The 24,126-nt window shown below is 57.1% G+C and carries 19 protein-coding genes; 13 read left to right on the plus strand and 6 right to left on the minus strand.

Translation table 11 applies throughout. The features are described 5' to 3' along the window. Positions 1–133: 133 nt before the first annotated feature. Both AC6I8V_RS04655 and sbcD read right to left on the minus strand, forming a co-directional pair. Complete coding sequence (locus tag AC6I8V_RS04655; protein ID WP_497844755.1) at positions 134–3,808, minus strand: AAA family ATPase; 3,675 nt, start codon at positions 3,806–3,808, stop codon at positions 134–136. Continuing rightward, complete coding sequence (gene sbcD / locus AC6I8V_RS04660) at positions 3,805–5,022, minus strand: exonuclease subunit SbcD (RefSeq protein WP_497844756.1); 1,218 nt, start codon at positions 5,020–5,022, stop codon at positions 3,805–3,807. The genes AC6I8V_RS04655 and sbcD overlap by 4 nt, the downstream gene beginning before the upstream one ends. 179 nt (positions 5,023–5,201) lie before the next feature. Between sbcD and AC6I8V_RS04665 the strand changes: the two genes are divergently transcribed. The 10 genes from AC6I8V_RS04665 (at position 5,202) to AC6I8V_RS04710 (ending at position 16,265) form a co-directional block, all read left to right on the plus strand. Further along, entirely contained in the window at positions 5,202–6,107 is a 906-nt protein-coding gene (locus tag AC6I8V_RS04665) for a hypothetical protein (RefSeq protein ID WP_497844757.1), read from the plus strand. Between the two features lie 238 nt (positions 6,108–6,345). Then, positions 6,346–7,035: a phosphate response regulator transcription factor PhoB gene (gene phoB, locus AC6I8V_RS04670; protein ID WP_003852491.1), complete on the plus strand. Its 690-nt coding sequence runs from the start codon at positions 6,346–6,348 to the stop codon at positions 7,033–7,035. A 14-nt stretch (positions 7,036–7,049) separates the two neighbouring features. After that, positions 7,050–8,363 carry a phosphate regulon sensor histidine kinase PhoR gene (gene phoR / locus AC6I8V_RS04675; RefSeq protein ID WP_497844758.1) on the plus strand — a complete coding sequence of 438 codons (1,314 nt, stop codon included), beginning with the start codon at positions 7,050–7,052 and terminating at the stop codon, positions 8,361–8,363. A gap of 121 nt (positions 8,364–8,484) precedes the next feature. Beyond that, positions 8,485–9,411: a PstS family phosphate ABC transporter substrate-binding protein gene (locus AC6I8V_RS04680; RefSeq protein WP_497844759.1), complete on the plus strand. Its 927-nt coding sequence runs from the start codon at positions 8,485–8,487 to the stop codon at positions 9,409–9,411. Positions 9,412–9,586: 175 nt separating this feature from the next. Next, a complete protein-coding gene (locus AC6I8V_RS04685; protein ID WP_497844760.1) occupies positions 9,587–10,693 on the plus strand; it encodes a cobalamin-independent methionine synthase II family protein in 1,107 nt (368 codons plus the stop codon). A 402-nt stretch (positions 10,694–11,095) separates the two neighbouring features. Beyond that, complete coding sequence (gene brnQ, locus AC6I8V_RS04690) at positions 11,096–12,415, plus strand: branched-chain amino acid transporter carrier protein BrnQ (RefSeq protein WP_497844761.1); 1,320 nt, start codon at positions 11,096–11,098, stop codon at positions 12,413–12,415. 67 nt (positions 12,416–12,482) lie between these two features. After that, positions 12,483–13,835 carry a proline-specific permease ProY gene (proY, locus tag AC6I8V_RS04695; protein WP_497844762.1) on the plus strand — a complete coding sequence of 451 codons (1,353 nt, stop codon included), beginning with the start codon at positions 12,483–12,485 and terminating at the stop codon, positions 13,833–13,835. A 166-nt stretch (positions 13,836–14,001) separates the two neighbouring features. Then, a complete protein-coding gene (locus tag AC6I8V_RS04700) occupies positions 14,002–14,607 on the plus strand; it encodes a TetR/AcrR family transcriptional regulator (RefSeq protein WP_497844763.1) in 606 nt (201 codons plus the stop codon). A gap of 111 nt (positions 14,608–14,718) precedes the next feature. After that, entirely contained in the window at positions 14,719–15,399 is a 681-nt protein-coding gene (locus AC6I8V_RS04705; protein ID WP_497844764.1) for a type 1 glutamine amidotransferase domain-containing protein, read from the plus strand. A gap of 98 nt (positions 15,400–15,497) precedes the next feature. Beyond that, positions 15,498–16,265 (plus strand): alpha/beta fold hydrolase, encoded by a 768-nt coding sequence (locus AC6I8V_RS04710; RefSeq protein ID WP_497844765.1) that lies wholly within the window; start codon positions 15,498–15,500, stop codon positions 16,263–16,265. 48 nt (positions 16,266–16,313) lie between these two features. On the opposite strand, the gene AC6I8V_RS04715 is transcribed toward AC6I8V_RS04710, so the two are convergent. From AC6I8V_RS04715 to AC6I8V_RS04730, 4 genes are all read right to left on the minus strand, one after another. Continuing rightward, positions 16,314–18,266: an acyltransferase family protein gene (locus AC6I8V_RS04715; RefSeq protein WP_497844766.1), complete on the minus strand. Its 1,953-nt coding sequence runs from the start codon at positions 18,264–18,266 to the stop codon at positions 16,314–16,316. A gap of 289 nt (positions 18,267–18,555) precedes the next feature. After that, positions 18,556–19,824, minus strand: coding sequence for a histidine-type phosphatase (locus tag AC6I8V_RS04720; RefSeq protein WP_497844767.1), 1,269 nt, complete (start codon positions 19,822–19,824; stop codon positions 18,556–18,558). A 15-nt stretch (positions 19,825–19,839) separates the two neighbouring features. Continuing rightward, positions 19,840–20,652, minus strand: coding sequence for an inositol monophosphatase family protein (locus AC6I8V_RS04725; RefSeq protein WP_497844768.1), 813 nt, complete (start codon positions 20,650–20,652; stop codon positions 19,840–19,842). A 199-nt stretch (positions 20,653–20,851) separates the two neighbouring features. Continuing rightward, entirely contained in the window at positions 20,852–21,433 is a 582-nt protein-coding gene (locus tag AC6I8V_RS04730; RefSeq protein ID WP_497844769.1) for an ACP phosphodiesterase, read from the minus strand. Between the two features lie 103 nt (positions 21,434–21,536). On the opposite strand from AC6I8V_RS04730, the gene queA reads away from it, so the two are divergent. From queA to yajC, 3 genes are read left to right on the plus strand one after another with little or no spacing between them, the layout of a single operon-like run. After that, complete coding sequence (queA, locus tag AC6I8V_RS04735) at positions 21,537–22,607, plus strand: tRNA preQ1(34) S-adenosylmethionine ribosyltransferase-isomerase QueA (protein WP_497844770.1); 1,071 nt, start codon at positions 21,537–21,539, stop codon at positions 22,605–22,607. 33 nt (positions 22,608–22,640) lie between these two features. Next, on the plus strand, positions 22,641–23,765 hold the full coding sequence (gene tgt / locus AC6I8V_RS04740) for a tRNA guanosine(34) transglycosylase Tgt (protein ID WP_497844771.1): 1,125 nt from the start codon (positions 22,641–22,643) through the stop codon (positions 23,763–23,765). 24 nt (positions 23,766–23,789) lie between these two features. Continuing rightward, positions 23,790–24,122 (plus strand): preprotein translocase subunit YajC, encoded by a 333-nt coding sequence (gene yajC, locus AC6I8V_RS04745; protein ID WP_497844772.1) that lies wholly within the window; start codon positions 23,790–23,792, stop codon positions 24,120–24,122. Positions 24,123–24,126 lie beyond the last annotated feature (4 nt).

Here is a 24,126-nt window from a genome sequence, read left to right on the forward strand (position 1 = left end):
AGTCTATCGGCTGAACCACAGAATGCTATGGCATTACTCTGACTGTCGCTAAAACCAGAATTTGCCGCCCGGCAGGCCGGGCCGGCATATATGCCGTAGGGTGCGAATTCATTCGCACCGCTGCACCGGTTATTTAGGACGGCAATTCCAGCTTGCTGTATCCCAGCCCGTTCATCTTACGCACCTTGATCTGCACCGGGATACGTTCCTTCATCGCTTCCACATGGCTGATAACGCCGATGGTTTTGCCGCTGGCGTTAAGCGCATCCAGCGCATCCAGCGCGGTGTCCAGCGTTTCGGCATCCAGGGTGCCGAAGCCTTCATCGAGGAACAGCGACTCGATACGCGTCTTATGGCTGACCAGATCCGATAACGCCAGCGCCAGCGCCAGGCTGACGAGGAAACTCTCGCCGCCCGACAGGGTGCGGGTATCGCGCGTGGCATCCGCCTGCCAGGTATCAACCACATCCAGCTCCAGTTCGTCACTGGCGCGCCGCTGCAACAGATAACGACCATGCAGGCGGTCGAGCTGACGGTTCGCCAGCCATACCAGATGATCAAGGGTTAAGCCCTGGGCGAAACGGCGGAATTTGTCGCCTTTGGCGGAACCAATCAAATCATTCAGCTGGCCCCACTGCGCCAGCGTCGCTTCGTTGCTGCTGATGTGTTCCAGCAGGGATTGCTGCTGCTGGCGCTGCTGCGCGTCGCTGTGCAGCTGCTGCTGCGCTTCGCCCTGCTGGCGCGCGTTGTCGCGCAGCGCCAGGCGCAGATACTCCAGATGCGTAGCGATTTCCGCTGCCGGCGTTTCGCTCAGTGCAGCCGGACGCTGCTGCTGATGGCTCGCCAGCCGCTGCGCCAGCTGCTGGCTGAGGGTGAGTTGCTGCTGGCGCTGTTGCTCCAGCCCCTGTAAATGCTGGCGCAGCTGCTGCACGTCCTGTTCGTCCAGCAGGGCGGCGCGCAGTGCCGTTTCGTCGGCAAAATCGCTGTGCTGCAAGGCGCTGAGGAACGCGCTTTCTGCCGCGTCGACGCGCGCCGTCAGGGCCTGTTGTTGCTGATCGATTTGCGCGCGCTGGCCGTTAAGGCTGTGCAGCGCGCTTTGCGCCTGCTGCCAGGCCTGCAACTGCTGCGCCAGCAGCTGTTCGCACTGCTGGAGCGCCGCCTGATGAGCCTGGCGCTCGGCCTGAACCTGACGATCGCCAAACAACTGCTGACGCAGCTGTTGTTGCATCTGGCGTTGTTGTTGCAGCGCGTTTAGCGCCTGTTGCAGCGTCTCCAGCCGCTGCTGCTCGCGGGCGAGGTTTTGTTGCAGGTTGTGGCGTTCGCTATCCGCCTTCGCCAGCTGCGGTTGCAGGTTGGTGAGTAACCGCTCACTTTCCTGCCATTGTTGCCAGCGCTGTTGCAACGTGCGCAGCCAGCCGTCGCGCGCCTCACGGTCGGGCAGGGCCAGCTGATGCTGCGCCAGCTGCTGTTCCAGCTGCCGGGTTAATTGCTGCCAGGCGGCACGCTCGGTCTCCACGCGCTGGCTGATATCGTTCAGCGTCTGCTGAACGCTGGCGATCTGCTGCTGTGCCAGTTGCTGCTGCTGTTGCTGGTCCTGCCACTGCTGCTGTTGCTGCTGCTGGGCATCTTTCGCCTGTTGCAGATCGCGCGCGGCGGCTTCCAGCGCCTGCAACTGCCGCTGTTGCTGGTTTTCCTGCTGATCCTGCTGTTGCTGCCACAGGCTGAAATCATCCTGCTGCTCCAGCGTGAAGGTAAGCGCCAGCTCACCGCTCAGCTCCTGCCATTGCTCGCTTAGCGCGGTGATTTGCTGGTCGAGATGGCTCAGCTCCTGCTGCAACGCCTGCTGTTGCAGCAGCGACAGCCGCTGCTGCTCACCTTTGGCGGTACCGGATTCTTTTAACTGCGTTTCCTGAGTTTGCAGGGCGACCAGCCGCTGCTGATTCTCGTCCGGCTCCAGCTGGCGATATTGTTCAATTGCCGGGTGCTGGCAGGAGCCGCACAGCGGGCAGGGCTGATCCGGTTGCAGCCGCGCGCGTTCATCGGCGAGCTGGGCGATGGTGCGCTCCAGATCGCAAATTTTCTGCACATCAACTCGTGCCTGATTGACGCGTTTCCACTCGTCGCGCAAGGCCTGCAACGCCAGTTCTTCCGTCTGATGCTGCTGTTGCAGCGTGGTGAGCTGCTGCTGACGCTGCTGGCGCTGCGGCTGGAGCGAACGCCACTGCGCGGCCAGTAAGGTCAGTTGCTGGCGCGCTGCACGCTGGGCCTGATGCTGTGCCAGGGCGTCGCGCAGTTGCTGAGCCGGATGTTGTGTTTCCAGCGCCGTCAGCGCCTGCTCCGCCTGCTGACGGGCCTGGCTGGCGGCGGTCGCGGCCTGTTGCAGTGGTCCGGCCGTCTGCTGACGTTCCGCGAAGGCCTGTTGCAGCTGGTCATGTTGCTGCTGCTGTTGCTGCTGCTGGGTGTTCAGCCCGTTAACCGCCTGCTCGCGTTCGTCCAGCCGCGTAATGTCGGCCTGCCATTGCGTGAGATGCTCACCCCAGTGCGCGACGCTGGCTTCGCGGCTGCGCCACTGCTGCTGCTCATCCCACTGCTGTTGTAAGCGTTCACTTTCCTGTAACTGCTGACTCAGCGCAGCGCTGCTGTGCTGCACCAGCTGTTGTTGCTGCGTGTGCTGCTGCTGTTGCTCACTGATCTGCTGATCGAGAGTGGCGATCTGCTGATCAAGCGGAATCACCTGTTCGGTCAGCAACGTCTCCAGCTGCTGATGCTGCGTCTGCGCCTGCTCGCGCGCCTGCTGTGCCGCCTGGTAACGGGCCTCGCCCTGCTGCTGGGCGCTGTGGGCCTGCTGTTGCTGATCCTGTAAACGCTGCGCCTGCTGCGCCAGGGCGTTCTGCTCCTGTTGCAGCTGTTCGCGCTGTTGCAGTTTGTCGCGTAGCTTTTCCGCCGGTTCGGCGCGCGCCAGTCGCAGCCGCTCGGCTTCGGCCTGCTGCCACGCATTTTCCGCCGCCTGCTGCGCCTGTTGCGCCTGCTGCTGCTCCTGCGCCAGCTGCTGCGCCTGGTGCAGCCATTGCTGCTGCTGCTGTGCTTCGGTCAGCTGCTGGTTGAGCGTCGTTTCCGTGGCGGTGAGTTGTTCCAGCTGTGCCGTCAGTTCTGCCCGGCGCGCCTCATCCAGCAACATCATGCCGCCAGCGCGGGCGCGCAGGGTATCCAGATCGGCGCGCGCGGTTTTGTAGCGCTCAAAAATCTGCATCGAAATCTGGCCGTAAATCTCGGTGCCCGTCAGCTCCTCCAGCAGTTCGGCGCGTTCGCCGGGTTTGGCATTGAGGAAGGCGGCGAACTGGCCCTGCGACAGCATCATTGAGCGGGTGAAGCGGGCGAAATCGAGGCCGGATAAGGTTTCGATCAGCCTGAGTTTGTCACTCACTTTGTCCGCGACGATCTGATTATCAGCGCAGCGCGCCAGCTCGACGCGCGGAGCCTGTAATTTACCGTCGGCCTGACCGCGCGCCCGGTTCTGGCTCCAGAAGGCGCGCCATGATTCGCCCTTGATTTCAAACTCCACCTCCGCCAGACATTCGGCGGTATCACGGGTGATCAGTTCGTTCTGGGTTTGCGACAGCACGCCGAGACGCGGCGTCTGGTGATAAAGCGCCAGGCAAATGGCATCGAGCAGGGTGGTTTTACCGGCACCGGTTGCGCCGGTGATGGCAAACAGCCCATTGCTGGCAAAAGGTTCACGGCGAAAATCGATAAACCATTCACCGCGCAGGGCGTTGAGATTTTTAAATCGCAGCGTGAGGATTTTCATGCTGAGGGGTTCTCCAGCGCGGCAAGGGTGGTGCGAAACAGCTGGGTCAGTTGCTCAGCCTGATCGGCATCCAGCTCTTCTTCCAGCGCCAGGCGGCGGGCAAACACCTCTTCAACCTGCAATTCGCTCAGGGTTTCATTATCCAGCCGCGCCAGGCTGCGCTGACGCTGCTCGCGGCTGCGGCGCACCAGCAGGACCTCCACCGGTAACGCCTCGGTCAGTTGTTCGATGCGGCGTTGCAGATCGCTGAGATATTCCTGCGTGGTGATCTCAATATCCAGCCATACCGGCTGGTCGGCATCGCCCTCTTTAAAGACCGCCAGCTGCGATTCGATCTCCGCCAGCGAGCCTTTCAGCATCTGCATCGGCTGAAATAACGGGATAGTCAGCGGCGTTACCGCATCAAGACCGGCGCTGAACTCAAGCAGGAACACGCTTTTGTCACGCCCCAGTTCGTCAAAGCTGAGCGGGATCGAGGAGCCGCTGTAGCGAATATGGTCGCTATCGGCAATGCGCTGCGCGCGATGAATATGGCCGAGGGCGATGTAATCCGCCGGGGGAAACGCCTGCGCCGGGAAAGCATCCAGCGTGCCGATATAGATATCGCGTACCGAATCGCTTTTAGTCACGCCAACGGTGGTGAGATGGCCGGTGGCGATAATCGGCAACGCGCCGCCCAGGGCTGCACGCTGCGCCTCGGCGGCGGCAAAGCAGTGCTGATAATGTTGTTCGATGGCTTCCAGCAGCGACAGCTGTTTTTCACGCCCGGACTGCCCGGCCTGGCTGCGCAGAATATCGCGCGGACGCAGGTAGGGGATGGCGCACAGCAGCGCGCCCGGCGTGCCATCACGCTGGTTCAGGGTCAGTACCTGCTGCTCGCCCTGCGGCGTGGCGCTGGTGATCACCCGGGTATTGAGGCAGGCGAGTAACTCGCGCGATTCATTCAGGGTGGCGACGGAATCATGATTACCGGCCAGCACAATCAGCTGGCAGTGGCTTTGCTGCAACGCCACCACAAAGCGGTTAAACATTTCACGGGCGTAGCTCGGCGGCGAGCCGGTATCAAACAGATCCCCGGCGACAATCAGCGCATCCACCTGATGCAGTTCAATTTGCTGGCGCAGCCAGTCGAGAAACGCCTGATGTTCCGGTGCGCGACTTTTACTGTAGAAGAACTGGCCCAGATGCCAGTCTGCCGTATGGATAATGCGCATGGATGCTCCCTGCCAGATTTAGCGTGGGGGGATTATATACGTTTGCTGCCGGGCTGGCATATCTCGTGACCGGGTTATATATCAGAGAGAAATTTCATCAATTCATCATGCCTCAGCTATTTAACCGCAGAGGAGAGCATGATTTAACTGAGTCTCTTTTTTATCAGGAGACGTAAAATATGATTAATCTATCAGGCATTGCTGGTTCCAATACCAGGGTGGATGCGGCGGGTAATAATGATCGGCCTGCGACTGCCGTTGCGGAGAATATAAATATAGTACAGAATTCCAGTGGCGGAATGGCATCATTTTTCGATTTAACATCCTTTGTTTCTCAACTTGAAGAGCGTGTTTTAAATATAAATCCCCGGCCGCTGCTGGAGGTGGGTGAATTCTTTGATACCCTTATTTATAACGAGAATAGAGGCAGCAAGATATTGATCAGACCTTTCGACCATCAGGTTCCTCCCGCCGGTGAGTTAGTTAAATTTACGCAGGCGGTGCAGGCGAAAATCAACGAAGCCAGAACGCGTCAGGATGGCGAATATTGTATGGCTACCGGCCGATTCTTTATTCTGCCTGCGCAGCAACGCTATTCCAGACGTACACCTGATAATCCGCAATTCTCAGCGTGTTTACAGCAAGGTCTGTTGTCGATGGTAATAAAGAAAGATTTTAATTACGATGCGCGTAATTGCCTGCCGGATTTTGTCGTAATGACAACGTTAGCAATGTCGTCAATAACGCGAGGGGAACACGTTGTTGAACGTGCGCATGTGTTTTACCTTGATGCATTCAGACCGAAGAATGTGAAAGAATTCCTGAATGTATTTGTCGATGTCATGCATCAAACCTGGCAGAAAGGGGATGAATTTGAAAAAATGGCGATAGTATTCGCTCTGGCGAATCTCGATGATGCCTGGCATCTCTCTAACGCGGCACCGGATTTTGCAGAGAAGATGTCGCATGAGGAATTCCTTGCTATACGTAATGAGGTGCTGGGGAAAGCGGAATTTGCTGACCTGAAATCTGCCATGGCGGTGGTAAGCGCATCAAATTACGAAACGGATCGCCCGTCGCCATAAGCCAGGAAACGGCCTGCCCGGCTGGCGCCTGCGTTGGTCCGGCCGGTAAAGAACAGTTTTCCTTAACAATCACCTGCCTGTCCTTTTCCCTCAGTCAGACTAAAATCCTGTTTCGGCTGTCACAATTCTCTCTTTGTGCGCAATTTTACCCGTTGGTTTTTTCATAAAAGTGTCATAAAACTGACGCATAATGACGCCGCAAATCCCAGTGACAGCCGTCATATCAGCAGGAGTAATAATGGCTAAGCGCATTTTGGTTGTGGAAGACGAAGCTCCCATCCGTGAAATGTTATGTTTCGTACTGGAACAAAATGATTACCAGCCAATTGAGGCAGAAGATTATGACAGCGCAGTGGGGAAGCTTATCGAACCCTGGCCTGATTTGATTTTGCTCGACTGGATGTTACCCGGCGGGAGCGGCATCCAGTTTATTAAGCATCTGAAACGTGAAGCGATGACGCGTGATATCCCGGTGATGATGCTGACAGCGCGCGGCGAAGAGGAAGATCGCGTACGCGGACTCGAAGTGGGCGCGGATGATTACATCACCAAACCGTTCTCACCCAAAGAGTTGATGGCACGTATCAAAGCGGTGATGCGCCGTATTTCACCGATGGCGGTGGAAGAGGTGATTGAGATGCAGGGGCTGAGCCTCGACCCTTCATCACACCGGGTGATGTCTGAAACCACGCCGCTGGAAATGGGGCCGACCGAATACAAACTGTTGCACTTCTTTATGACCCACCCGGAACGCGTTTACAGCCGCGAGCAGCTGCTGAACCATGTCTGGGGCACCAATGTGTATGTCGAAGATCGTACTGTCGATGTGCATATCCGTCGTTTACGTAAAGCGCTGGAGGTCTCCGGCCACGATCGCATGGTACAAACCGTACGCGGAACAGGGTATCGTTTCTCTGCCCGCTACTAAACGGAGTCTTTACCGTGCTGGAACGACTCTCCTGGAAGAGATTACTGACCGAGCTGGTGCTGGCTTGTCTGCCAGCATTGATTCTCGGTCTGCTGTTTGGTTATCTTCCCTGGCTGCTGCTGGTGACGGTGCTTGGCGTGTTGCTGTGGCACTGCTGGAACCTGATGCGGCTGTCGCACTGGCTGTGGGTCGATCGATCCATGACGCCGCCCGGCGGGCGCGCCAGCTGGGAACCTCTGTTTTACGGGCTGTATCAGATGCAGCTGCGCAACCGGCGACGCCGTCGCGAGTTGGGCAACCTGATCAAACGCTTTCGCAGTGGGGCCGAGTCGTTACCGGATGCGGTAGTCCTCACCACGGAAGAGGGCACCATTTTCTGGTGTAACGGTCTGGCGCAGCAGCATTTGGGTCTGCGCTGGCCGGAAGATAACGGTCAGAACATCCTTAACCTGCTGCGTTACCCGGAATTCTCCCGCTATATTCGCCAGCGCGATTTCAATAAGCCACTGACGCTGGTGCTGAACAATCAGCACCATATGGAGTTTCGCGTCATGCCCTACAGTGAAGGGCAGTGGCTGATGGTGGCGCGCGACGTCACGCAAATGCACCAGCTGGAAGGCGCGCGGCGTAACTTCTTCGCCAACGTCAGCCATGAGCTGCGCACGCCGCTGACCGTGTTGCAGGGCTATCTGGAGATGATGAACGATTCGGTGATGAACGAACGTTCCCGCAGCAAAGCGCTTCAGACCATGCAGGAGCAGACGCGACGCATGGATAGCCTGGTGAAACAGTTGCTGACGCTGTCACGCATTGAAGCGGCACCCGCCATCGATATGAAAGAAACCGTTGATGTGCCGACCATGCTGCTGCTGTTGCAGCGTGAAGCGGAAACCCTCAGCCAGGGCCGTCATGAGATCCATTTCCATACCGATCCGCATCTCAGGGTGCTGGGCAATGATGAGCAACTGCGTAGCGCCATCTCTAACCTGGTGTATAACGCGGTGAATCATACGCCGGATGGCACCCGTATCGACATCAGCTGGCTGCGTAATAAGCAGGGTGCCGAGTTTAAAGTGTGCGACAACGGACCCGGTATCAGTGCTGAACACCTGCCACGCCTGACTGAACGCTTCTACCGCGTGGATAAAGCGCGTTCGCGCGCCACCGGCGGCAGCGGTCTGGGACTGGCGATCGTTAAACATGCGCTCGGCCATCACAACACCCGACTGGAGATCACCAGCGTGCCGCATCAGGAGACCTGCTTTAGCTTTATCCTGCCGCCACGGTTGATTGTCGCCAGCGGGATACGGGAGAATGTGACGCAATAACTGTCGTAATGTCATTCAGTTAAGGCTCCTTCCGTAGCGGCGCGATTTATCGTGCCGCTACGCATAAGGTGAACGCTTTAACAGATCCAGATTACTCAAAAAACCGTCACGGAAATCCTGCATGAAATCGTTGTTGCTGTTCATTTTGCTGTCGTTCTCTGTGCTGGCGCAGGGGCAACAAACCATGCTGGCTGGCAATCTGAGCAGCGTTGGCTCCGATACCCTCGGTTATCTGATGACGCTGTGGGGCGAGGATTTCAGCCGTCAGTCACCTGGCGTCAATGTGCAGGTGCAGGCGGCGGGTTCCTCCACCGCCCCGACTGCGCTGGCCGCTGGCGCAGCGCAACTCGGCCCCATGAGCCGCCCGATGCAGGCTGATGAACGCCAGTTATTCACCTCACGTTATGGCTATCCGCCGCTGGCGGTGCCGGTGGCGCTGGATGCGCTGGTGGTGGTGGTTAACCAGGACAATCCGCTGACGCGTATCGATCCGCAGCAGCTCGATGCGCTGTTCTCGGTGACGCGTCTGTGCGGCGCGCAGCGGGTGCCGCAGCGCTGGGGCGATCTGGGGCTGAGCGACCCGCACTGGGCCACGCGTAGCATCCAGCGTTACGGCCGCAACTCCGCCTCCGGCACCTGGGGCTTCTTCAAGCAGCAGGTGCTATGTAAAGGGGATTTCCGCGCCGACGTGGCTGAGTTTCCCGGTTCTGCCGCCGTGGTTCAGGCGGTGGCCGCCGCGCCAGGCAGCATTGGCTACGCCAGTTTTGGCTTTCATCTCAGCGGCGTGAAGACGTTACCGGTGGTGACCGCCAGCGGCGACAGCGTTATGCCCGATGCCGATTCGATTCGCAGCGGCCGCTATCCGTGGTCGCGTCCGTTGTTTATCTACGTCAATAAAGCGCCCGGCAAACCGCTGCCACCACTGGTCTCGGCCTTTCTGCATCGGGTGTTATCCCCCGAGGGACAGCGCCGGGTGAGCGAAGCCGGGTATCTGCCGCTGTCTGACAGCCAGATGGCGGCGGCGCGCGCCGCCATTGAGGAAAATTGAAGAACGAGCATCTGAACATGAATTTTCTTCATGACAGCTGAATTTTCTTCGTTTGCCCATTTCGTCACAGCATGTCACTCTCCTTAGCCATATAGCCATCCAGATGGCTAAAGATAACCAAGCGAAATTATACCCTGACGCAACCATGCGTTTACGGCTTTAGCCAGGAGTGATCATGCAACGAGTAACCGCCCCGTTCCGCGCCGATACCGTCGGCAGTTTTCTGCGTCCCGCTGCCATTAAGCAGGCGCGCGAGCAGTTTGCTAATGGTGAAATTGATGCCGCTCAGCTGCGTCAGGTTGAGGACGAGGCGATCCGCCATGTGGTCGATCAGCAGCGCGCCAATGGCCTGCAAGTGGTTACCGACGGCGAATTCCGTCGCGCCTGGTGGCACTTCGACTTCTTTGACGATCTGATTGGCGTGGAGCGTTACGAAGCGGATCAGGGCATTCAGTTTAACGGTGTGCAGACTAAAGCGCGCGGCGTGAAAGTCACCGGTAAAGTGGCCTTCAACCCGAACCATCCGATGCTGGAGCATTTCCGTTTCCTGAAAAGCATCGCCGGTGATGCGGTGCCGAAGATGACCATTCCCAGCCCAAGCGTGCTGCACTTCCGCGGTGGCCGTAAGGTAATCGACGCCACCGTGTACCCGGATCTGAAAGCCTATTTCGCCGATCTGGCGCAGACCTATAAAGACGCTATCCAGGCGTTTTACGCTGCGGGCTGCCGTTATCTGCAACTCGACGATACCGTCTGGGCGTACCTGTGCTCCAGCGAGCAACAGCAGCAGATCCGCGAGCGTGGTGAAGATCCGCAGGAACTGGCGCGCACCTACGCTCAGGTGCTGAATACTGCGCTGGAAGGTAAACCGGCGGATCTGACCGTGGGCCTGCATGTTTGTCGCGGCAACTTCCGCTCAACATGGATTTCAGAAGGCGGCTACGAGCCGGTGGCGGAGGTGCTGTTTGGCACCGTCAATATCGATGCCTTCTTCCTCGAATATGACAACGAACGTTCCGGTGGTTTTGAACCGCTGCGCTTTATCAAGCCGGGCCATCAGCAGGTGGTATTGGGTCTGATCACCACCAAAACCGGAGAGCTGGAAGATCCGGCGCAGGTGAAGGCTCGTTTACAGGAAGCGGCACAGTTCGTCAGCCTGGAACAAATCTGCCTCAGCCCGCAGTGTGGCTTCGCCTCTACCGAAGAGGGCAACAGCCTGAGCGAAGATCAGCAGTGGCAGAAGATTCGTCTGGTGGTCGACATCGCAAATCAGGTGTGGTGATGCTGTAAAGTTGTGCAAACAGGCGCGTAAATCGCGCCTTTTGTGCATATTAAAGGGCGCTTATGCAAGGATATCTTTCGTGATGGAGAAAGTTTAAACAAATCATCTGATGCGTTTTCGAGCTTATCTATATTGATTCACTGCTTTTTATCGCTTTAGTGCTATATCCTTCTGGTTTTCCGATCCCGTATTGCCTTTCTTCGCTATAAACGTTTTACTACGCGCCGTTGTCAATTCATCCCTCTGTGAACAGAAGAAAAGCAGTTTAAATCACCTGCGCTTTAACGATTCGGCGAGCATAACGCGCTGGCATTGCCTGTTAAGCCGTTGTTTTTGGCGTGGTCAGGGGACAACACAAACTCAACTTTCACCGCAACATCAGCTACAGGCAGTACAGAAGTTATGACACATCGTTTAACCTCGAAAGATATCCTCGCGCTGGGCTTCATGACGTTTGCCCTGTTTGTCGGCGCAGGCAACATTATTTTTCCACCGATGGTGGGTATTCAGTCTGGCGAACATGTCTGGATTGCCGCCCTTGGCTTCCTGATCACTGCGGTGGGTCTGCCGGTGATGACGGTTATCGCGCTGGCGCGCGTGGGTGGGGGGATCGATGCCCTCAGCTCGCCGATTGGCAAAGCTGCGGGTCTGCTGCTGGCGACTGTCTGCTATCTGGCCGTTGGCCCGCTGTTCGCCACGCCGCGTACTGCGACCGTATCATTTGAAGTGGGTATTGCCCCGCTGACCGGCGACGGCGCGCTGCCGCTGTTTATCTACAGCCTGATTTACTTCTCGCTGGTGATCGTCATTTCCCTCTATCCGGGCAAACTGCTGGACACCGTAGGACACTTCCTTGCGCCGCTGAAAATCGTCGCGCTGACGGTGCTCGGTGTCGCTGCGCTGCTGTGGCCGGCTGGTGGTCTCTCACCAGCGACCGCCGATTATCAGCGTGCCGCCTTCTCCAGCGGTTTTGTTAACGGCTATCTGACCATGGATACGCTGGGCGCGCTGGTGTTCGGTATCGTTATCGTCAACGCAGCCCGCTCACGCGGCGTGGAAAATGCCCGCCTGCTGACGCGCTATACCATGCTGGCCGGTATCATCGCCGGTGTCGGCCTGACGCTGGTTTACCTTTGCCTGTTCAAACTCGGTTCTGACAGCGGCGCGATTGTCGATCAAAACGCGAACGGCGCGGCGATTCTGCATGCTTACGTGCAGCAGACCTTTGGCGGCATGGGCAGCTTCTTCCTTGCCGCGCTGATCTTCGTCGCCTGTATGGTTACTGCTGTCGGCCTGACCTGTGCCTGTGCAGAATTTTTTGCGCAATACCTGCCGTTGTCGTATAAAACGCTGGTCTTTATCCTGGGTCTGTTCTCAATGGTGGTGTCGAACCTCGGCCTGAGCCATCTGATTCAGATTTCGATCCCGGTGCTGACGGCGATTTATCCGCCGTGCATCGTGCTGGTGGTCCTGAGTTTCACCCTGAACTGGTGGAACAAAAGCAGCCGCATCATCGCCCCGGCGATGCTGGTCAGCCTGCTGTTCGGTATTGTTGATGCCATCAAAACCACCAGCTTTAAAGACGCGCTGCCGCTGTTCAGTCAGCATCTGCCGCTGGCCGATCAGGGACTTTCCTGGTTGCCGCCGTCGCTGGTGATGCTGCTGATTGCTGCGGTGGTGGATCGCGTGAAAGGACGCGAACAGGTCGCCGTTCACCAGTAAGCGATATTGCTGTTAATTTCGACCACGGGCCTGCCCGTGGTTTTTTCATTTTCAAGGTACTGTTGTTATGCAAGAAACCAATAAGCTCAAACGCGGACTGAGCACGCGCCATATCCGTTTTATGGCGCTGGGATCGGCGATTGGCACCGGGTTGTTCTACGGCTCAGCCGATGCGATCAAAATGGCGGGTCCCAGTGTGCTGCTGGCGTACATTATTGGCGGCGCGGTGGCGTATATCATCATGCGCGCGCTGGGTGAAATGTCGGTCAACAACCCGCAGGCCAGCTCCTTTTCACGCTATGCGCAGGATTATCTTGGCCCGATGGCGGGTTATATCACCGGCTGGACTTACTGCTTCGAAATTCTGATTGTCGCTATCGCTGACGTGACCGCTTTTGGTATCTACATGGGGGTGTGGTTCCCGGACGTGCCGCACTGGGTTTGGGTGCTGAGCGTAGTGCTGATTATCGGCGCCATCAACCTGATGAGCGTCAAGGTGTTTGGCGAAGTGGAGTTCTGGTTCTCCTTCTTCAAAGTCGCCACCATCATTATCATGATCGTTGCCGGTTTCGGGATGATTTTCTGGGGCATCGGCAACGGCGGTCAGCCCACTGGCATCCATAACCTGTGGAGCAACGGGGGCTTCTTTGCCCACGGCGTGGTCGGCATGTTGCTCTCCCTGCAGATGGTGATGTTTGCCTATGGCGGCATCGAAATTATTGGTATCACCGCCGGTGAAGCCAAAGATCCGAGCAAATCGATTCCTCGCGCCATCAACTCCGTTCCCTGGCGTATCCTGGTGTTCTACGTCGGCACGCTGTTTGTGATTATGTCGATCTACCCGTGGAACCAGGTGGGTACCTCTGGCAGCCCGTTCGTGCTGACCTTCCAGCATCTCGGCATTGCCGCAGCGGCTTCCATCCTGAACTTTGTGGTGCTGACGGCTTCGCTGTCGGCCATCAACAGTGACGTGTTTGGCGTAGGGCGTATGCTGCACGGTATGGCGCAACAGGGCCACGCGCCGAAGATATTTATGAAGGTATCCGCGCGCGGCATTCCGTGGGTGACGGTGCTGGTGATGATGCTGGCGATGCTGATTGCGGTGTATCTCAACTATCTGATGCCGGAGAAGGTGTTCCTGGTGATCGCCTCGCTGGCGACCTTTGCCACCGTCTGGGTGTGGATCATGATTTTGCTGTCGCAGATTGCCTTCCGTCGCAAAATTGGTAAGCAGGAAGCCGGTAAGCTGCAATTCGCGCTGCCGGGCGGCAGTGCGACTGCGGTGGTGGGGGTGCTGTTCCTCGGCTTTATCATCGCCCTGATTGGCTACTTCCCGGACACGCGCATATCGCTCTATGTGGGCTTTGCATGGATTGTGCTGCTGTTGCTGGCCTGGCCGCTGGCGCGGCGTAAAGGCTAAGCCTCTCTTCGGTTAACAGGCCCTCGCCAGTTTAATGGCAGGGCCTTAATTTTTTGCTTAAGCGATGGCTGGCCAGTCTGAATAGCAAAGCAACCCAGGATATCATCGAAATCTTAAGACAAAAAAACACTAGACGACCGGTCGGATTCGGGGTAGTTTACATCATATGAACAACACGACTGTTTCAGATACACATAATGTACGTGACCGTATTCTGGCTCTTGGCAGGCAGATAATCGGCGCGAAAGGCTTTTCCGCTGTGGGGTTAAAAGAGATCCTTGATGCCGCAGGGGTACCGAAAGGGTCGTTTTATCACTATTTCGGTTCGAAGGAAGAGTTTGGTGAAGCCTTGCTGGAAGCCTATTTCCTCGAGTATCTGCACGAACTTGATATCGTTTTAGGTCAGCCCGATTTAACGATGGCGCAGAAGCTCACCCATTATTGGTGTGGGTGGCAGCATAATCAGTCTTTCCAGGATTGTCAGGGTAAATGTCTGGCGGTGAAACTGGGGGCCGAAGTGGCGGATCTGTCGGAGCCGATGCGTTTATCATTGCAGCGCGGGACATCACAGATTGTGGAACGTCTGGCGCACGCGATTGAGAAAGGCGTGGCAGAAGGCTCCATCTCCATTGAGGGCCTGCCACAGGATGTGGCGCAGAGTCTTTATCAGTTATGGTTGGGGGCCAGCATTATGGTCAAAATTGTTCGTCACACTCAGCCTTTTGATAAAGCGATGGCGACCACCAGGCAAATGCTGAAACTGCCTGATTGAGTGTCAGCCACCACGAGATGCACTTCTGTATGAAGTGCTTTTTTTAGGACTTTTATGTAGACGACCGGTCTACTCCATGCAAACCAATTTAGTCATCTCAGGAGAACTACCATGAAAGTATTACTCGTACTGACTTCACACGATCAACTGGGCAACACCGGCCGCAAGACGGGTTTTTGGTTAGAAGAACTGGCCGCACCTTATTACACCTTTAAAGACGCTGGCTTTGAGGTGGTACTGGCCTCGCCGCAAGGAGGGCGTCCGCCGCTGGATCCCAAAAGTAACGAACCGGACTTCCAGACCGATTTAACGCGTCGCTTCGAAGCCGATGCGGCCGCCAATGCGCAACTTGATACCACCGTCCGTCTGGACTCCGTCTCTCAGGCTGAATTTGACGCCGTGTTCTATCCTGGCGGTCATGGCCCGCTGTGGGATCTGGCAGAAGACAAACATTCCATTGCGCTGATCGAATCTTTCATTGCGGCTGAAAAGCCGACGGCACTGGTCTGCCACGCGCCTGGCGTTCTGCGCGATGTTAAAGCCAGTAATGGCCGCCCGCTGGTGGAAGGTAAACACGTCACCGGCTTTACCAATAGCGAAGAAGAAGGCGTGGGTCTGACCGACGTGGTGCCTTTCCTGGTGGAAGACATGCTTAAAGCCAGTGGCGGTGTCTATTCCCGTGGGCCTGATTGGGGTTCATACGTCGTTGCTGACGGTTTGCTGATTACCGGCCAGAATCCGGCGTCTTCTACCGCAACGGCTGTCCGTCTTATTGAAGCATTATCACGCTGATAAAAGGGCAGGGGATGGCGATCTCCTGCTACCTACTTAAGCCGGGTAACGTTTCCATCCCCGGAGGCTGTTAGTCAACGATAATCAGGATAAACATCATGAAAGCGTCTTTTCGTTTTGCTCGTGCTGTCGCGTTATTTTCGCTGGTACTGACCGCTTATGGCGCCAGTGCCGCTCTCACTCAGCCGGTTAAAAACATCGTGCTGGTACATGGTTATTTCGCTGATGGTTCCGGATGGCAGGGGGTTTCCAACATTCTTACCCGCGATGGCTATAAGGTTTCCGTGGTTCAGGAGCCTGAAACCACGTTTGCTGATGATGTGCAGGCGACGCAGCGTGTGGTGGATATGCAGCAGGGCCGCAGCATTCTGGTTGGGCATAGCTATGGCGGCGCAGTAATCACCCAGGCGGGTAATGATCCGAAGGTTGCCGGCCTGGTGTATATCGCCGCATTTGTTCCCGAAGTGGGGGAAAGTCTGGCGACCCTGACCAGCAAAATCCCGGCGGCGTCGAAGGCGATCAAAAAGACCGCTGATAACCATCTGTACATCGATCCGGCACAGTTCCGTGCTGAATTTGCCGCCGATATCGCTCCGGCGGAAGCCGCCTTTATGGCCAGCTCCCAGGTGCAGCCGTCGGTCGCCACATTTACCGCACCGGTTACCGCCGCAGCCTGGAAAACCAAACCCAGCTGGGCGCTGGTAGCAACATCTGACCAGACGGTGAATCCTGCGCTGGAGCGGTTTATGTATAAACGTGCGGGCAGCACCAGCGTCGAAGTGAATGCCAGCCATGTGGCATTTCTGTCACATCCGAACGAGGTAGCCCGACTGATTGAGGAGGCAGCGGTGCATTCCGCCAACTAATCTCAGCGTGCGATAGCAAAGCGGCCACCGCTGGCCGCTTCCCCCTCTTTACCAGTTCTTCCCTAACGCAATCTCGCCGCCATAGGGGCTGAGGTGGTTGTTGTCGTAGTACAGCGGCAGGCCATCATTGGTGATCATGCAGCCGTGGTCATTGCACAGATTCTCCCGCAGCGACATCACCCGCACCCCGGCCTGGGCATAGCTTTTCAGCAACCTTTCTACCGCTTCTTCCGGCAACTGAAACTGGCTGGTGCGTTCCGTCAGCAGCGGCGGGGCCTCCCATTGGCTCAGCCAGGCGCTCAGCTCGCGGCGGATCGGGATATTACGGTTATTGCTGAAGCGCAGCGGATCGACATCCAGCGATGGCGCGTCCTCAATCACGGTGATTTTCTTCCCGGCCTGACGCAGCCGGGCGATGACCTTATCCATGCCGCTTCTCAGCGCCTCCAGATTGCTTTTTTCCGGATGCGCCAGTTCACGGAAGCCAGATCCGGGCAGGATACTCATACCGGATGCCCAGTAGGCGCTGATCACCACCTCATCAACCTTATCGCTTAACACCATCTTCAGCACTTCGCGATTAAAATCAACGCACTGCTGTGCATGGTTTGGCACCTGATGAACCACGCGTGTCACGTCGATCAGGAACGGGCAGGAGGCTTTGGTCAGCTGGAACAGCGGTTTATGCTGACGCACCGCATAGCCTGCCACCGAGGTACGCAGCGCGGCGGCGTGACTGTCGCCGATTAATGCGACGCCGGGGCGATCGGTCTGCGGATGACACTCGGCATTCAGCGACGGCAAATTGGCGCCGTAATCCAGCAGGCAGGGGTTACGTTGCGCCGCAATCTTCCAGGATTCGCCGTTGACCACCTGCTCACTGACGCGATATTTCATGCCGCCGGTCTGCCACAGCACCAGCATGGCGCCCGCCGCCAGCACCGATGAGGCACAGTAAACCGGGATCACCAGGCGCGTGGCGCGTTGTGGGTGACGGAACGGCTGCTCAACAAAGCGCCAGGAGAGCCAGGCAATAAACAGGGCGAGGGCGCTGATGGCGATGCCCTGCCATGCGGTTAACGGATGATCGCTACAGATGCGGGCCAGGCTGAGCAGAGGCCAGTGCCATAAGTACCAGGAGTAGGAGACGGCACCGATAAAGCGCATCACACGGTTTTCCAGCAGCAGCTGGTTGAGGCGACCGCGTGCGCCGATCATCAGGCAACCCGCGACCACCGGGATAATGGCGAGCCAGCCGGGAAAATTATCTTCTTTGGTCATCAGCACGGCGGAAGCGGCAATCAGCAGCCAGCCAAGCAGGTTACAGCCACTGGCGACCCGGCCTGCCAGCGGCTGCGGTAGCCACAGCGCCAGCAGCACCCCTGCGCCCAGCTCCCAGGCGCGGGTCGGCAGCAGATAAAATGCATGGGTGCTGGCGAAAGGCGTCACCCACAGGCAGGCCAGCAGCGAGGCGGCACTGATGATCACAATCACCCCGGCCATCGAACGCCGGAAGCGCGCGGCCAGCAACAGGATAAACGGCAGCACCACGTAGAATTGTTCTTCGATGCCGAGCGACCAGGTCATCAGCAGCGGGTTGAGATCGGAATCGCTACTGAAATAGTCACCGCTTTTCAGCAGCAACATATTGGGCACCGAGATGAAGACCGCGACGCTATATTTCGCCAGCTGGCTGAATTCGAGCGGCGACAGCAGGATGTAGCCGAGCAGCAGCAATACCGCCATCATAAAAAATAGCGCGGGCGCGATACGGCGAATACGGCGTAAGTAGAATTGATAAAAAGAGAAGCGTCCTTCGGCTATTTCCCGGCTGATGATGCCGCCAATTAAGAACCCGGAAATAACAAAGAACAGGTCAACACCAATAAATCCCCCCGGCAGGGAGGTGACACCAGAATGGAATAATACAACCAGCAGAATAGCGACGGCACGCAGGCCGTCAATGTCCGCGCGATAGCGGTGAATACCCGGTTTAGTCATAATGCGACCCAGAGATATTTTCGCAGGAATATAATTTCCTGACGCGAATAAATAAAAATAAATCGGCGAATCCTGTCGCCGAAAAACAAGGGTAAAAAAATAAGAAATAAAGGGATGTTTGACGGTTACAGGTTAACCCGGAGGGACGAAAATGCGTATCACTGACGAGAAATATAGAAAATCCTCAGGTACTGCGGACCAAAAGCTGACGAAATCTTTAAGGTTGTGATGTTGTTAGTTAAGTGCGCATAGGGTTGTCATAAAGGGTGACCCTATGCGCAGCGAACAATCAGTGCGGGTAATCGACGGGAATTATCGCCTGCTTATCCAGCGCCTGGCTGAAGCTATTCAGGGTCGATTGATAAGGGCATAGCGTGCCGACCGTGGTAATCCGACAGTTTTTCTCATGCCACTCCTGGCGCAGCAGCGGGTGATGCGCGTCCACCGGCGTTAATTGTCTCAGATCATCCAGACTTTGTGCCTGGAAATAGATACGCAGGAAACGTTCGCCGGTTTGCCGATCGCGCCAGCGTTCAAATACCAGGCTGCTGCCCGGCGGGATATTACCGCGGGTATAGCCCGGCAGCTGCCAGCTAAAGTTCATCAGGGTGCGGACCATAGCGATATTGGTGTCATGCGCCACCAGCAGCAGCCAGCGGGTATCCGGCGTGGCATTGCTTTGCGTGCTGACGCCTTTCTCCAGTCCGTTAAGCACGGCCTCCAGCAAGATCGAGCCGCGGCGCTGAGCCACGTAGGGAACGTCATTGCTGAGATCGTAGTTGGCGGTCAGCAGCGGCAGGATCGCGGTAATCTGGCTGGCCGAGGTGATATTGCCCCACGCCAGCTGACTGAGCGGCAGATTTTCGCTCCAGCCGAGGCGCAGGGTTTCCGCCATATTGGCCATCACGCTCAGCCCCTGCACGTAAGTGTGGCCGCTTTTGGTTTGCTTCAGCTGCCAGGGGCGGGCGAAGAATGCGCAGTCGTCACCGTGGGCGCAAACCGCCTGCTTCAGCAGCTGCACCGCGGGCTGGAGCTGTTGTTGCAGGGCCGCCAGATCGCCCGCTTTAGCGGCAATCGCCGCCTGTTCTTTGTCTGGATCGGGGCGGGCGAACGCCAGGTTGTCGGTCTGAAACAGCGGATCAGTGTCACCGTCCACATGATGAATGGCCACGCCGCAGCCGGGAAACGCGCCATCAACCAGCGCTTCTGCGGTGGCGCGGGTGCGTTGCAATGGGCTGGCGCGCACGTAAATGTCCGTGCTGGTCGGGCAGCCGTGCGTCAGCAGGCCGAGCTGGCGATAATGCTCGCCCTCCCAGCGCCCTTTGTTCACCACCGCCGCATAGCCGTGGCCGGTGAGTTCGCCGTCGGCGGTGCTCCACTGCGGCCAGGCGCGCTGGGTGGCTTGTTCCATATCTTTGCGGTTGCCGGGAGTGGGAGGACGCACACCGTGGCGGCTGATTTCCACCACTTTTTCCAGCTGGTAAGTATCGGCAGCCTGACTTTGACCCGCCAGCAACCACAGCGTGCTGGCAAGCAGCAGGGAAGAACGTACTGACATTAACGCATCCTTTCTTTACAGGTGGGGAGAAGAGGCGGGCAGCATCGCTTTCAGCTGCGGATAAAGCACCGCATTGGCGAGCAGCACCGGGTTGCCGTGTTTCAGCCCGTCATTGCCGAGATAATCATTGGTGACGCCGCCCGCTTCGCGCATCAGCACGATCCCCGGCAGACCATCCCACGGATTCATATGCGCTTCGTAGTAGCCAATCAGGCGACCGGCGGCGGCCCAGGCGCTCATCAGCGCGCCAGAGCCGGTGCGGATAAACATCCCGCCCTGTTGCAGCAGGGCTGAGATAAAGGTAGTCAGCGGTTCGGCTGGCTGGCTATTGGCGCTGCTGATGCCAAGCACGCCCTGATTCAGCTGTTGGGCGCTGTGCGCCTGAATACGTTTGTCGTTAACCCAGGCCCCTTTCCCGCGGCAGGCATGGAAAAGTTCGTGGTGATTGGGATCGCACACCACGCCAATCACCGCTTCATCCTCACAGACGATTGCCAGCGATACGCACCAGTTATGCAGGCCATTGATGAAACAGCTGGTGCCGTCAATCGGGTCCACCACCCAGATAAAGCGCGCGCCCTGAGTATCACCGCCGCTCTCTTCGCCCAGCACCGCGTCTTCCGGGAAGCGTTCGGCGATCAGGGTTTTAATCAGCTGCTCCACATTGCGGTCGGCTTCGCTGACCACATCCTGAAGATCCTTCTTATGTTCAATCACCAGTTGATGGCGTTGCTGGTACCAGGACAATGCGCGACTGGCCGCCGCTTTGGCGACATCGCAGGCATAGTGGTAACGCGCGTCAAGTTCAGTAAGTGATGCTGATGACATCTTTCCCTCTTATGATTTTGTGACAGGCGCAATGGCATAAAACGCCCGGACAGGCGAAATGGCTGTGTGATCCAGGTAACGAAAGTTAAGAAAGACTTCATTAAGCCGCAGATGTTTGCGGCTGGCAAGAGCGGGGAAGGCGGGGCGGCAGGAAATTTCGGACTCGCCGCAGACGAAGCGGCGAATGTCTCTGTAAAAGTTACAATTGTTGCGTGCGGGCCAGCGCCATCAGGCGTGGATAGAAGCGGAAAAACTGCTGCTCCAGCCCGTCGTAGTGGGTGACGAAATCCTCGTACGAATCACGTAACGCGGCGAGACGCGGGCGGCGATGCGCCATGCCGTTCAGCACTCGCGCCAGGCGCGTTGGCTCGGCGTAATGTTCAAACCAGCGCTCACGCCACATCACCGAATTTAACTCAATAAACCCTTCCGGCGTGCCGCTCAGCTGCGGCATGATTTCCCGTTCGGCGGCGGCGGTAAAGGCGGTCAGCGACTGTTCAGGATGCATCTGATCCCAGTGACGGGCGAGGAAATGATCCCAGATGACGTCCAGCGTAATGGGGGCCACGCGACGGGTTTCCGCGCGAAACCACTGCCGCGCCTCGCGGACTTCCGGCAGGCTATCGGTCATACCGTCCAGACGTCGATGCAGCATAATGCCGTCGGCAATCGGTGCAGACCACTGTTGATGCGGGTTTCCGCGCACAAAGTCAGCCATTAAGTTGCCGAGCAGTGAGCTGTTAGCCAGATGGGCCAGATGAAGGTGAGCAAGAAAGTTCATGGCGCATTATAGGCAGAATCAACGGGGCGCAGCCAGTTGTTCAGAATTGGTCGCTTTTCCGCTAAACTATGCCGCCTGTTTTTTAGTCCTGAAGAAGTGAAGCATGCGTGTAGCCGATTTTGCCTTTGAGTTGCCGGAATCTTTGATCGCCCATTACCCCCAGGCGCAGCGTAGCGGTTGCCGCTTGTTGTCGCTGGATGGCCCGAGCGGTGCGCTGAGCCACGGCGTATTTACCGATGTGCTGGAGAAGCTCAACCCCGGCGACCTGCTGGTGTTCAATAACACCCGCGTTATTCCGGCACGCGTTTATGGCCGTAAAGCCAGCGGCGGCAAAATTGAGGTGCTGGTGGAGCGTATGCTGGACGATAAACGCGTGCTGGCGCATGTCCGTGCCTCAAAAGCGCCGAAGCCGGGCGCTGAACTACTGCTGGGCGATGACGAAAGCGTTAAAGCCACGATGGTGGCGCGCCATGATGCGCTGTTTGAGATCGCCTTTGAGGACGATCGCGCGGTGCTGGATATCCTTAACAGCGTCGGCCATATGCCGCTGCCGCCCTATATCGATCGCCCGGATGAAGAAGCGGACCGCGAGTTGTACCAGACGGTGTACAGCGCCCGCCCAGGTGCTGTGGCCGCGCCGACGGCGGGTCTGCACTTCGACGAGCCGCTGCTCCAGGCGTTGAAAGCCAAAGGGGTTGAGATGGCGTTTGTCACGCTGCACGTCGGCGCGGGGACTTTCCAGCCGGTGCGGGTGGAAACCATCGAAGATCACACCATGCACGCCGAATACGCAGAAGTGCCGCAGGAGGTTGTGGATGCGGTGCTGGCCTGTAAAGCGCGCGGCAACAACGTGGTGGCTGTAGGCACCACCTCGGTACGTTCGCTGGAGAGCGCAGCAAAGGCCAGCAAAGACGCGCTGATTGCGCCGTTCTTTGATGACACGCAGATTTTTATCTATCCCGGCTATCAGTATCAGGTGATCGACGCGTTGATCACCAATTTCCATCTGCCGGAATCGACCCTGATTATGCTGGTGTCGGCGTTTGCCGGTTATCAGCACACCATGGCGGCGTATCACGCGGCGGTGGCGGAGCAGTACCGTTTCTTTAGCTACGGGGATGCCATGTTCATTACCCGTAATCCCAATGCACCCGACGAGAACGTTGGGGTTTAAACGTCAGACTGTTTCTCTGATGATGAGGTCAATGTGAAATTTGAGTTAGATACTACCGACGGGCGCGCGCGCCGTGGCCGTCTGGTTTTTGATCGTGGCGTGGTAGAAACCCCGGCGTTTATGCCCGTGGGCACCTACGGCACGGTAAAAGGCATGACGCCGGAAGAAGTTCAGGATACCGGGGCGCAAATCATTCTCGGCAACACCTTCCATCTATGGCTGCGTCCGGGCCAGGAGATCATGAAGTTGCATGGCGATCTTCATGATTTCATGCAGTGGAAGGGACCAATCCTGACCGATTCAGGCGGTTTCCAGGTGTTTAGCCTGGGCGATATCCGTAAGATTACTGAAGCGGGTGTGCATTTCCGTAATCCGATCAATGGCGATCCGATTTTCCTCGATCCGGAAAAGTCGATGGAGATTCAGTTCGATCTCGGCTCCGATATCGTGATGATCTTCGACGAATGTACGCCTTACCCGGCGGACTGGGATTACGCCAAACGTTCGATGGAGATGTCACTGCGCTGGGCAAAACGCAGCCGTGACCGCTTTGACGCACTCGGCAACAAAAATGCGTTGTTTGGCATCATTCAGGGCAGTGTTTACGAAGATTTACGAGATGTGTCCGTTAAAGGTCTGGTAGAGATTGGCTTTGATGGGTACGCTGTGGGCGGCCTGGCGGTGGGTGAACCGAAAGAGGACATGCACCGTATCCTTGAGCACGTCTGTCCGCAAATTCCGCACGACAAACCGCGTTATTTGATGGGCGTTGGCAAGCCGGAAGATCTGGTGGAAGGCGTTCGTCGCGGTATCGATATGTTTGACTGCGTTATGCCGACGCGTAATGCGCGCAACGGCCACCTGTTTGTCACCGATGGCGTGGTGAAAATCCGCAATGCGAAGCATAAAGATGATACCTCACCGCTCGATGCCGAGTGTGATTGTTACACCTGTCGCAATTACAGTCGTGCTTACTTGCATCATCTCGATCGCTGTAACGAAATATTGGGCGCACGTCTGAATACTATCCACAATCTGCGCTATTACCAGCGTCTGATGGCGGGTTTACGCCAGGCCATCGAAGAGGGTAAATTAGAGCACTTTGTTAGCGAGTTCTACCAACGGACGGGCAAAGCGGTTCCGCCGTTAAACGTCTGATAATTCATCAATGAGGGAAATTTAATGAGCTTTTTCATTTCTGACGCTGTGGCTGCAGCAGGCGCACCGTCGCAGGGAAGTCCTTATTCTCTGGTGATCATGCTGGTGGTCTTTGGTCTGATCTTTTACTTCATGATTCTGCGTCCGCAGCAGAAGCGTTCCAAAGAGCACAAGAAGTTGATGGATTCCATCTCCAAAGGGGATGAAGTGCTGACCAACGGTGGTCTGGTAGGTCGCGTGACCAAAGTGGCAGAAACCGGCTACCTCGCTATCGCACTGAACGACACCACTGAAGTAGTAATCAAACGTGATTTCGTGGCTGCCGTTCTGCCGAAAGGCACCATGAAGGCGCTGTAATTTT

The organism is Pantoea sp. X-Soil-TKNS-1207, from assembly GCF_059730485.1.